We start from the raw sequence: 10,897 nt of genomic DNA, 5'->3' as shown, positions 1-10,897 counted from the left end.
TGAAGGCGTCGAATCGGCAGCCCGGGTATTCGTCAAGGACGGCACCTCCTTCAGCGCTGCGGCAGGTAACGGATCCGCGACCTTGTACGGCATCGACACCTACGACTTCGGACAAACGGCTTGGATGCAGCCCGGGCTGCTTGACCACCACATCAACGGCTATTTGAACTTGCTTGCTTCCGACCCGAAGGCGGTACTGATCTCGAAGTCGATGGCCGATGAATACAAGCTCAAGCCGGGCGACGGCATTTATGTCGGGTGGGAGGGGATGGAGCAGGCGCTGTTCACGGTGTACGGGATCGTTGGCTACTGGCCGGGCTGGAACCCAAACCGGAAGCCGAGCCCGGAATCCGCTGGAGAGCCGATGCTGATCGTCGGTCATCTGGAATCGATTCAGAACAGGCTGGCGCTCGAGCCGTATCAGGTATGGCTGAAGCTTGAGGACGGGGCGTCAAGCTTCGGGTTATACGAATCGCTTGCTGAGCGGGGGATTCCGGTCACCGAGCTGCGCGACGGCAGGCAGGAACTGATTCAGTCCAAGAACGATCCATTCAGGCTGGCCATAAACGGCGTGATGACTTTGGGCTTCGTCATTTCGATGCTGATCAGCTTTTTCGGCTTCCTCATATTCTGGATTTTGTCCTTGTCCGGCAGAACGCTTCAATTCGGCGTGCTGCGGGCAATGGGCATTCCCTTCGGGCAAATAATCGGCATGCTGATCAGCGAGCAGTTGCTTACCTCCGGCGCGGCCGTGCTGATCGGGGTATCGACCGGCAATCTTGTCAGCCGCTTGTTTGTTCCGCTCTTTGAACTGTCGTTCAATCCGGCGGAGCAGGTGCCGCCGTTCGATATTATTTTCCGTCTCGGCGATTATTTGCAGCTGTACGGCATGGTAGCCGTCATGCTTACGATCGGGCTGTTCGTGCTCGGCTACCGGCTTTCGCGAGTCAAAATCAGCCAAGCGCTGAAGCTGGGGGAGGAGTAAGCGGATGATCCATTGCGACGGGCTGGTCAAAATCTATAAAACCAAGGACCTGGAAGTGGTCGCGCTTCAAGGGCTGGACCTGCAGGTGGAAGCCGGCGAGCTGATGGCGATCATCGGGAACAGCGGCAGCGGCAAGTCGACGCTGCTCAACATGCTCGGCGGTCTCGACAGGCCGTCTGCCGGCAAACTGGCCGTGGACGGTCAGGATTTGCTCGCTTTCGCCGAAAAGGATCTCGTTCGTTACAAACGCGAGAGCGTAGGTTTCGTCTGGCAGAACAATGCGAGGAACCTCATTCCGTATCTGACGGCACTGGAAAATGTCGAGCTTCCCATTCTGCTCAAGGGCGGGCGCCGGCGTGCACGCGCCATTGAGCTGTTGGAAGCCGTCGGTCTCGGGCACCGTATGAAAAACCGGTTGAGCGAATTATCCGGGGGCGAGCAGCAGCGGGTCGCCATCGCGATCGCACTTGCGAATGAACCGCGCCTCCTGCTGGCTGACGAGCCTACCGGCTCGCTCGACACGAAGACGTCGAACCAGGTGCTGGATCTTTTTCGCGAGTTGAACCGCTCCATCGGCATCACGATCGTGATCGTCACACACGATCCGCTGCTGGCGCGCAAGGTGGACCGCGTCGTCGCCATCCGCGACGGCAAAACCTCCTCGGAGATGATCCGTCGGCAAGCCTATGTGGAAGAGCTGGAGAGTCTCCAGCAGGAGGGGGCGGCCGCAGCCGAAAGCCATGTCGAATATGCCGTCATCGATAAAGCGGGCCGCTTGCAAATTCCGTCAAGCTTTCTGACAGAGCAAGGCTTCCAAAACAGCAATAAGGTCCGCGTGGAGATGGAGGACGGCAGAATCGTCCTTTATCCGCCAGAATAAGCGGTTGGGAGCGGGAGGAGGATACGGACAGTTCGTACCGCCGCCATTTTTTATTTGGTCAACTCCTCCATCTGTCCGATGAGATCCTCGAATACGCTCATCGCTTGGCTGATCGGTTCCGGGGAGGACATGTCAACGCCCGCCTTGCTGAGGATGTTGATCGAATAGTCGCTGCCGCCGCTCTTCAGGAAGCTGAGATAGCGCTCGACCGCCGGCTCGCCTTCTTCCAGGATTTGCTTGGCGAAGCTGGTTGCAGCCGAGAAACCGGTGGCGTACTTGTACACATAGAAGCTGGTGTAAAAGTGCGGAATACGCGCCCACTCCATCTCGATGTCCTGGTCCACGACCATGCCGTCGCCGTAATATTGCTTGTTCAGGCCGTAATAGATTTCGGACAGCGCCTGCGGCGTCAACGATTCGCCGGCTTCGGTCTTCTCGTGGATGATTTTCTCGAATTCGGCGAACATTGTCTGACGGAATACCGTCGTCCGGAATTGATCCGCGTAATAGGTGAGCAGGAACATTTTCTCCTTCGGATCGGTCGATTTCTCCAGCATGTAGTGCATGAGCAGAGCTTCGTTCAACGTCGACGCCACCTCGGCCAGGAAGATGGTGTACTGCGCATCGCGGAAATCCTGGGTCGTGTCGGAATAGTAGGAATGCAGCGCGTGTCCCATCTCGTGCGTCAGCGTGAACATGCTGTTCAGGTTGTCTTTATGGTTGAGCAGCACGAACGGATGGGTGCCGTATGCACCCCAGCTATACGCGCCGCTGCGCTTGCCTTCGTTCTCGTAGACGTCGATCCATCCCTCCTCGAAGCCGCTTTTCAGCACCTTTCGGTAATCGTCGCCTAGCGGCTTCAGGCTCTCCTGCACGGTCGCTTTCGCTTCATCGTAAGTGATGTCCATTTTGAACTCGTCGACAAGCGGGGCGAACAGGTCGTACATGTGGAGCTCGTCGACCTTCAGCAGCTTTTTGCGCAGCTTCATGTACCGGTGAATCAGCGGAAGATGCTTGTGGATCGTATCGATCAGATTCGTATAGACTTCCTTCGGAATGTTGTCGCCGTAGAGGGACATCTCCAGAGCCGAAGGGTATTTGCGCGCGCGGGCGTAAAAAATGTTTTTGTTCACGTTGGCGCTGAGCGTCGAAGCGAGCGTGTTTTTCATTTTGCCGTATGTATCGTACATCGCCTTGAACGCTTCGCGGCGGACGTCGCGGTCCTTGCTTTCCAGAAATTGAATGTACCGCCCCTGGGTGAGCTCGACCTCCTCGCCGTCCTCGTTCCTCACTTTGGGGAATTTAAGGTCGGCATTATTCAGCATGCTGAAAATGGTGCCTGGCGCCTGACTGATGTTGCCCGCTTGGGCAAGCAGCGCTTCCTCGGTCTTCGAAAGCACGTGCGCCTTTTGGCGGCGCATCTCGACCAGCGTAAACCGGTACTTCGCCAGCTCGGGATTGTCGATTAGCTTGTCGAGCTGATCGTCCGGGAGGCTAAGCACCTCCGGCGTGATGAACGACAGCGCTTCGCCGGTTTCCACGCTAAGCTTCTTGGATTTGTCGGACAACGCCATATTGGCCGGCTCTGCCGTATCCTCATGATGGCGCATGTTGGCATAAACATATAAACGCTCTACGTGCAGTGACAATTCGTCTTCGAGCTCGAAGCACTCTTTCAGCTTGCCGGGGTCGGCCAGCTTGCCTTCGTATTGGCCGATTTGGTTCAATAGCTGCTTCGCAACGGCATATTCCTGCTCCCAGGCGCCTTTGTCGGCAAAAAGGTCCTCCAGCTTCCAGCGGTGGTCGGGACTCGTCTCGGAACGTTTCGGTAATTGGTTCATTGGGCTCCTCCTATCGGACTCTAATTTTGGTTGTGCCGTGGCATTGTTCCGGGCGGCATCGGAAGGTCCGGCAGCGCTTGAAACCGCGGCGGACATCAGACCTAGGGACAGCAGGAAGGGAAGCCATTTCATGCTCGCACCCCTTTTTTGCCCTGTAGTATGCGCGCCCGCCGCGTCTTTCATGAGCGCGGCCGGTTATGAGCCTAAATTCAGGAAGCTGTAAACGATCAGGAAAAAGGCAAAAGCGATCAGCAGGATGGCGGTTAGCGCGATGCCCCTTCTCATGGAAGCTGGAATCGAATCCTTCTTCATGATAATGATAGCGCCGAGCGAAAATGCTGCGATAATAAAGATGAGCGTGGCTGTTGCGTCCATGGGCGTCTGTTTCCTCCTGAAAATGACATTTCGCCGAGCGGGAAGTCATATCCTGCGGCCGGCACCGCAGTCGATTGCCGGGCGAGCGCGGCGCAAGCGCGTCAAATGGATTTGAATGCCTCCAATATCGTGTCGCGTTCAGCTTCGCCGCCTTCAAGCTGGCCTGCCCGGAAGCGGTTTTCCGCCCAGTGCAGCATTTCCGGCCGGCTGACGAAGGTATGGCATTCTTCTCCCCATTGGTCGGATATTTCCCGCACGATGAGCGTCTTGCCCTGGACCTCTACTGTCAGCATATTGTATTTGTCTTTCTTATAGATCTCGTATTTCTTAAACATGGCGGCACTCCCTGCTGCGTGAATTGTTTTCCTCATCATAGCCAACCATTCTGTGGAAATCAACCTGATTCAGCAGTATAATGCGTACACGGCCGGGTAGGTATGCCAAATCCGCGGAAGCCATTGAGTTCCGGTTGTATATCGTTTGCAATTTAACCGTCAAGCGAATATAATGGATATATTCGCCGTCATAACGGCGTCATTTTTAGGAGGTTGTTCATTTGAAAGGAACAGTTAAGTGGTTTAACGCAGAAAAAGGCTACGGTTTTATCCAGGTCGAGAACGGTGAAGACGTATTCGTTCATTTCTCGGCGATTACCGGCGAAGGCTTCAAAACGCTGGAAGAAGGTCAAGCAGTCGAATTCGAAATCACGAGCGGCAACCGCGGACCGCAAGCGGCTAACGTAATCAAGTTATAAGATTAAGGAAACTTCTTATAATATAGCGTATAGCACATCAGGACCCCGACTTCTACGGGGTCTTTTTTTCATGTGCAAAGGGTTTTGACGTAACGAATGCGATGATGATACACTGATTGGTGAATCATTTCCGGGAGGACGAGACGCATGAAATTCAAATTGTTCAAAGACCGCAAAGGTAAAGCCGATCAGGCTAAAAATAACAAGTTCGTGAAGCTCGGGCGTGAAATTTACGTAGCCGCCCGTAAGGGTGGAACGAACCCCGAGGCGAATTACGGACTGAAGACGGCGATCGCCAACGCTCGAGCCGAGCAGATGCCGATGGACAATATCGAGCGTGCGATCAAGAAGGCGGCCGGAGCCGGAGAAGCCGAAGATTACGAGGAAATCATCTACGAGGGCTACGGACCCGGCGGCGTGGCCATTATGGTGAAGTGTCTGACAGACAACCGGAACCGGACAGCGGCGGATGTGCGCGCCGTGTTTAATAAACGCGGGGGCAATATGGGCGAGAGCGGCTGTGTCGCCTATATGTTCGACGAGAAGGGGCTGCTCGTTATCGACCGCGAGAAGCATGAGGCTGACGAGGATACGATGATGATGCAGGCGCTCGAAGCCGGCGCGGAGGATATCATTGTGAACGAGGAGTCGTTCGAGGTTCTGACCCATCCGCATGATTTCGAGAAGGTCAAAACCGCGCTTGAGGCGGAAGGCTACGACTTCACGAGCGCGGCGGTGCGCTGGCTGCCGCAGAATACGATCAAAGCGGAAGGCGACAACGCCGAGAAGCTGATGAAAATGATGGACGCCTTTGAGGACAACGACGACGTGCAGGACGTTTATGCAAACTTCGACATCAGCGAAGAGGAAATGGCAAAGCTGGGATAACCGCCGGCGAGGGTAGCGGCCGGCCAAACGCACGAAAGGACGATTCCGTACGCGGCGCGGGCGCCGCGTACGGAATCGTCCTTTCTCCTTTTACTCGATGATCGTCAGGATGGCGTCAACTTCCTTGCGCGGCAGCTTGCCGGGCGTTTCGGAAGGATGGCCGAGCGCGATGACCATATTGACCTGCCGGGTGTCGTCGATGCCGAGATATTGCTTCATCGGATGCTCGGCTAGCAGCACCGGACCGGTCATCGGGCAGGTGGCCAGTCCCATGGCGTGCGCGGCCAGCATGAGATTTTGCGAAGCGAGGCAGCTGCTCTTGATGCCTTCTTCGCGCCATACCTCCTCGGGCACGAGGGCGATCGGATCGAAAATGCGCTCCCGGAATTTCGAGTTGTACGGAGTCGCCAGACAAACGATGAGCGCCGGCGCGTCAGAGAAAGCCGTGGCATAAGGGCCGAATGACTTCACGAGCAGCCGGGCTTCCCTGCTTAGGCCCTTGGCTTCGGCCGCCTCGGCGCGTTTATGCAGTTCCGCCCAAGTCATGTCCTCGATCGCTTTGATTTTTTCCTTGTTGACAATCACGATGAATTCCCACGTTTGCGAATTTGTATCGCTCGGCGCGTAACGCGCGCAGTCGATCAACTCGCGGATTTGCTCCGCCGTTACCGGACGGTCGCTGAATTTGCGCACGCTTCTGCGGTCGTGCACGATCTGTTTGAATGCTAAGTAGTCCATGTTTTTCGTCCCTTCCTGCGGTCCGCGCATCGACGGCCTCCTCCATAAGCGAGACGGACGCGCAATCTCATTATAGGAGAATTTGCGGGAAACGCAAGCGGACTAGCGACTCCGGCCGGTCAGATGCAGCGCGGTGAAGCCGATGCCGGCAATCGCTGCAAACACCGAAGCGGTTGTGAAAAACCATTGCGTTCCGTACGTTTCGAACCAAAAGCCGCCGACCGTTCCGCTGACCACCCCGGCAACGCCCGCCCACACGACCGCGTACAAAGCTTGGCCGGAAGAGCGGTACTCATCCGGAAGGAGATAGGTCATATACCGCAGCGAGGTCGAGAAGAAGATGCCGAATGATATGCTGTGCATGAGCTGGAGAAGAATCACATAGGAGGGATCCTCCAGCCGGGACATCAGAAAATAACGAACAGCATACATAAAAGACGCCAAAGCGAGTAGCGGCAGCTCTTTCAGCTTATGGCCGTATTTGCCGAGCAGGTACAGGATCGGAATCTCGCTGAGGGCGGAGGTCAGCCACGCGGAGCCGATGAGGCTTTGACTCGCTCCCATCTCCCGCAGCGTGAGGGCGAGAAAGCCCTCATACATCCGGTGAGCGACGGAAAGCACGAGCGTGAAGACAAAGAAAGCGACGATGGACGGCTTGCGGATAAGGGCAAAGAAGCCCGAAAAATCCATTTTGCGCACTTCGCCCTGGTAGTCCCGCAGCGTGAAAGAGATGCAGAGAGACAATGCCACCAATGCAAGGGTGACGGTGACCGTGAAGCCGGAGCCTTGCGCCTTGAGCAGAAAACCGATCGCCAAGGCGGAAACGGCGAACCCGATCGAGCCATAAATCCGGATCGAAGGGTAGTTCCGTCCCGTATGGGCGGCGGACAGCAGCGCGAGACTGTCGCTGAGCGGTTGAACCGGCGTCTGAAAAAGGTAGAACACAGTCATGATGGCCAGCACCCAGCCGAATGCTTGCGCCTGCTGCAGCATGAAGAGAATCAGCAGTTGCCCGGCGAACAGCAGAACGAGGAGCTTTTTGATCGTTCTGTATTTGTCGCTCGCCAGACCCATCAGCAAATTTCCGGCGATCGAAACCGCAGGACCGGTTGCATAAATAAGGCCGATTTGGGACGGCGTGAAGCCGCGGTCGGCAAAGTAGAGCGGCAGATACGACACCAGCATGGCCATCGTCGAGTAAAAAAAGTACATATGGGCGCGGAGCAGTCCCGATTCCTTCATCGAACCGGGTCTCGTCAACGCATGCGGCGCGGATTCGGTCCGTACATTCATCGCGTTCCCTTCCTGTAACGGCAATTTCATCCGTATGCTGGATTTGTATGTTCTGAAATGGTACATTATTTGTTGGAGGTTTACAATGGGGAATATTGCATTTCGATTGAGCGATAGGCTCGGCATCGAACTGCCGGTTATCGACGGTGAATGGGATGGCATCCCGAAGGCCGAACGGGCGGCGGCTTTGGCGAGATGGGAAAGCATTCGAGGCTCGATTCCTGACCGGATTTTTGCGCTGGAGAGGCGGATTCATATGCTTCAGGCACGATTGTTCGAAGAAGACGATTTTGGAGCTTCCTGCGCGCTGAATTGGGATATCGCCGAATTGGCCAGCCGGATCAACGACCTGCATATTTGGTACCGCATCAATCAAGAGATTGAAACGCGGCGCCATTCCTGAAGAAGGACGGAGGCGCCAACGTGAACGTTCAAACGGAAGCTGTGCGGCATACGCCGCAGAATCCGGTCCTTCTTATGTATCGGGTCTATAAATATATTTTGCCCGATGTATATGCGGAGCTGGACAAATGGAAGACGATGGCTTCGGCCATTCCCGACCTGGAGCTCAGGAACCAGGCGCTGGCCAGCATGGCCACAAAGCAGTTTCATTGCGAAGGCGGAGCGGTCTACGCAGCGGCGCGGCTTGACCGGCGCGGCGAGCTGATTCCGCTGATTGTGGCGCTGCAGACAATCAGCGACTATCTGGACAATCTTTGCGACCGCAGCACCTCGCTGGACGCAGCGGACTTCCGGCTGCTGCACCGGTCCATGCTGGACGCGGTCGATCCGGATGCGGAGTTGACCGATTATTATGCGCTGCGGGAAGAAAACGATGACGGCGGCTATTTGCATGCGCTGGTGCGCACCTGCCAAGCGCAAGCGGCGATGCTGCCGGGCTATGATAAGGTGAAAGCGCATGTTACCTATTTGGTCGGCCTTTACGGCGATTTGCAGGTGTATAAGCATATCGCGAAGGAACAGAGATTGCCGTCACTGACCGCCTGGTGGGAAAGTCATCGTTCGGAGTATCCGCATTTGCGCTGGAACGAATTCGCGGCCGCCGCAGGTTCAACGCTCGGGATGTTCATGCTGTTTGTGGAAGCTTGCCGGCCGGATCTGACCGAGGCGGAGGCCGAGAAGACCAGACACGTCTATTTTCCGCATGTATGCGGCTTGCACATTCTGCTCGATTATTTGATCGATCAGGAAGAGGACAGGTTAGGCGGCGATCTGAACTTCTGCAGCTATTACACCAGCCGGGACGAATTGCTTGAACGATTGCGGATGGTGGTCGATCGCGCCCGCGAGGACGTCCGCTGCTTGCCCGCGCCGGGGTTTCACCGCATGATCATTGAGGGGCTGCTTGCCTTGTACTTGTCCGATCCGAAGGCGAGGGAGCAGGCTGACGTTCGAGCGGTAACGGGCATCCTGATGAAGCGCAGCCCGGCGACACGCACTTTTTTCTGGCTTAACAGCATGTGGATACGCGCCAAACAGCGCTGATCCCGGCACGCATGCGTGCCAGCATGGCATCATTTCATCATTTTCAACGGTATTTCATGATCAGGGAGGATGCATCATGTCAGCAGTCAAAAAAATCGCAGTATTAACAAGCGGCGGCGATTCGCAGGGAATGAACGCCGCCGTGCGCGCGGTCGTACGCAGCGCGCTGTTCAACGGCCTTGAGGTTTACGGCGTGCAGCGCGGCTATCAGGGTCTGATTAACGACGATCTGCGGTCGATGGATTTGCGCAGTGTGGGCGATATTATTCAACGCGGCGGCACCATTCTGCAAACCGCCCGTTGTAAAGAGTTTTTGACGCCCGAAGGGCAGCAGCGGGGCGCGGACATCTTGCGCGCGCGCGGCATCGACGGCCTGATCGTCATTGGTGGCGACGGCTCCTATCAGGGGGCGAACAAGCTGAGCAAGCTTGGCATCAAGACGATGGGCCTGCCGGGCACAATCGACAACGACATTTCGTTCACCGATTTCACGATCGGTTTCGATACGGCGGTAAGCATTTGTGTAGACGCCATCAACAAGCTGCGCGATACGATGACGTCCCATGAGCGTTCCTCGGTCGTGGAAGTCATGGGCCGCCACTGCGGCGATATCGCGCTTTACGCCGGTCTGGCGAGCGGCGCCGAAACGATCATCGTGCCGGAGGTGCCTTATGACATCGATGCGATCGCCGGACGGATGCGGGAAAACTTCCAGGCCGGCAAGCGGCACAGTATCGTCATTGTGGCGGAGGGTGCCGGCAACGGACAGGAAATCTCGGAGGCCATTACGGCGCGCAATGGCATCGAGCCCCGCGTAACGGTACTCGGCCACATCCAGCGCGGAGGTACGCCGACCCATAACGATCGCATTTTGGCGAGCAAGCTGGGCGATTTCGCGGTGCAGAGGCTGATGGACGGCGACTCCGGCAAGGCTTGCGGCATCATCGACGGCGTAATGACAGCAACCGAAATCGACAAGGTCGTGAACGCGAAGAAGCCGTTCAATATGGATCTGTACAATCTGGCGCTGCGCCTGTCGCAATAGGTGACCGCCATGTTCCTGTACAAAATCGAAATCGAGCTGCCCGGCAAGCTGGCGCATCTGATCCTGTTGGCGGACGGCGACGAGAAGGCGTTCTCATACGTCGAGAGCCACGTTGCCCGTCACTTTGTTCAAACGCCGGAAATCCGGTCGACCGCCATCGTCGAGAAGAAAAGACTCGAGCCCGGCTCGGGCTACCTGATCGAATAGATGTACGGCAGCAACGAAAAGCCCGCGTTCCCTTAAATCAAGAGAACGCGGGCTTTTCAATGCGTTAGTGGCGCATAAGCGGCTGATTATTTGTAGCTGACCCCGGGCGAATATTTGTTTCCTGCGTTCCAGAGCAGGTATTCGTCCACGCCGGTATCCTTCAGCGCTTTGATCTGCGCCTGCACTTCGGCTTTCCCGTATTTGATATAGTTGCCTTTGCCGAGCCAGCTTGCGGTGAAATCCTGGATCCACGGCCGCACAACCGGCTTGTGAACGCCGATCGGATTCAGCTTCTTATGCGTATCGAGCATGGAGCCTTTAATCGTCGCATACGGGTTCGTGTCCGGATTGGCGACGTCAAACCAGCCGGTCGAGTAATGGCTCG

14 protein-coding genes are annotated in these 10,897 nt (G+C 56.3%); 8 read left to right on the top strand and 6 right to left on the bottom strand.

What is annotated here, in order from left to right; all coding sequences use genetic code 11:
• Together BG52_RS16510 and BG52_RS11240 are read left to right on the top strand one after the other, a co-directional pair.
• Positions 1–985, top strand: a 985-nt coding sequence (locus BG52_RS16510; protein WP_036667280.1) for an ABC transporter permease, incomplete at its 5' end; no start/stop codon positions are given.
• Between the two features lie 4 nt (positions 986–989).
• Positions 990–1,865, top strand: coding sequence for an ABC transporter ATP-binding protein (locus BG52_RS11240; RefSeq protein WP_036585268.1), 876 nt, complete (start codon positions 990–992; stop codon positions 1,863–1,865).
• A 50-nt stretch (positions 1,866–1,915) separates the two neighbouring features.
• Here the strand turns inward: BG52_RS11240 and pepF are convergent, their stop codons facing one another.
• From pepF to BG52_RS11225, 3 genes are all read right to left on the bottom strand, one after another.
• A complete protein-coding gene (pepF, locus tag BG52_RS11235; RefSeq protein ID WP_036585265.1) occupies positions 1,916–3,706 on the bottom strand; it encodes an oligoendopeptidase F in 1,791 nt (596 codons plus the stop codon).
• Positions 3,707–3,901: 195 nt separating this feature from the next.
• A complete protein-coding gene (locus BG52_RS11230; protein ID WP_036585262.1) occupies positions 3,902–4,081 on the bottom strand; it encodes a hypothetical protein in 180 nt (59 codons plus the stop codon).
• Between the two features lie 101 nt (positions 4,082–4,182).
• Positions 4,183–4,416, bottom strand: a complete 234-nt coding sequence (locus tag BG52_RS11225; protein ID WP_036585260.1) for a hypothetical protein — start codon at positions 4,414–4,416, stop codon at positions 4,183–4,185.
• A gap of 221 nt (positions 4,417–4,637) precedes the next feature.
• On the opposite strand from BG52_RS11225, the gene BG52_RS11220 reads away from it, so the two are divergent.
• Both BG52_RS11220 and BG52_RS11215 read left to right on the top strand, forming a co-directional pair.
• A complete protein-coding gene (locus tag BG52_RS11220; protein ID WP_036585259.1) occupies positions 4,638–4,835 on the top strand; it encodes a cold shock domain-containing protein in 198 nt (65 codons plus the stop codon).
• A gap of 147 nt (positions 4,836–4,982) precedes the next feature.
• On the top strand, positions 4,983–5,723 hold the full coding sequence (locus tag BG52_RS11215; protein WP_036585258.1) for a YebC/PmpR family DNA-binding transcriptional regulator: 741 nt from the start codon (positions 4,983–4,985) through the stop codon (positions 5,721–5,723).
• A gap of 90 nt (positions 5,724–5,813) precedes the next feature.
• On the opposite strand, the gene BG52_RS11210 is transcribed toward BG52_RS11215, so the two are convergent.
• On the bottom strand, positions 5,814–6,461 hold the full coding sequence (locus BG52_RS11210) for a nitroreductase family protein (RefSeq protein ID WP_036585276.1): 648 nt from the start codon (positions 6,459–6,461) through the stop codon (positions 5,814–5,816).
• A 102-nt stretch (positions 6,462–6,563) separates the two neighbouring features.
• Positions 6,564–7,754: an MFS transporter gene (locus tag BG52_RS11205; RefSeq protein WP_081793809.1), complete on the bottom strand. Its 1,191-nt coding sequence runs from the start codon at positions 7,752–7,754 to the stop codon at positions 6,564–6,566.
• A gap of 85 nt (positions 7,755–7,839) precedes the next feature.
• Between BG52_RS11205 and BG52_RS11200 the strand changes: the two genes are divergently transcribed.
• The 4 genes from BG52_RS11200 to BG52_RS11185 all read left to right on the top strand — a co-directional run bounded on the left by BG52_RS11200 (position 7,840) and on the right by BG52_RS11185 (position 10,512).
• Entirely contained in the window at positions 7,840–8,157 is a 318-nt protein-coding gene (locus BG52_RS11200; protein WP_036585257.1) for a hypothetical protein, read from the top strand.
• 20 nt (positions 8,158–8,177) lie between these two features.
• Positions 8,178–9,260, top strand: coding sequence for a tetraprenyl-beta-curcumene synthase family protein (locus BG52_RS11195; RefSeq protein WP_036585253.1), 1,083 nt, complete (start codon positions 8,178–8,180; stop codon positions 9,258–9,260).
• 76 nt (positions 9,261–9,336) lie between these two features.
• Positions 9,337–10,305, top strand: coding sequence for a 6-phosphofructokinase (pfkA, locus tag BG52_RS11190; RefSeq protein WP_036585251.1), 969 nt, complete (start codon positions 9,337–9,339; stop codon positions 10,303–10,305).
• Positions 10,306–10,314: 9 nt separating this feature from the next.
• Complete coding sequence (locus BG52_RS11185) at positions 10,315–10,512, top strand: DUF3906 family protein (protein WP_036585249.1); 198 nt, start codon at positions 10,315–10,317, stop codon at positions 10,510–10,512.
• An 86-nt stretch (positions 10,513–10,598) separates the two neighbouring features.
• Here BG52_RS11185 and BG52_RS11180 read toward each other — a convergent pair.
• The coding region (locus tag BG52_RS11180) for a putative glycoside hydrolase (RefSeq protein ID WP_036667276.1) at positions 10,599–10,897 on the bottom strand (299 nt) is incomplete at its 5' end.

It is taken from the genome of Paenibacillus darwinianus (assembly GCF_000598065.1).
GTDB lineage: Bacteria > Bacillota > Bacilli > Paenibacillales > Paenibacillaceae > Paenibacillus_I > Paenibacillus_I darwinianus.
The sequence above is the reverse complement of the archived record's forward strand: the minus strand, read 5'-3'. Positions and strand labels throughout refer to the sequence as shown.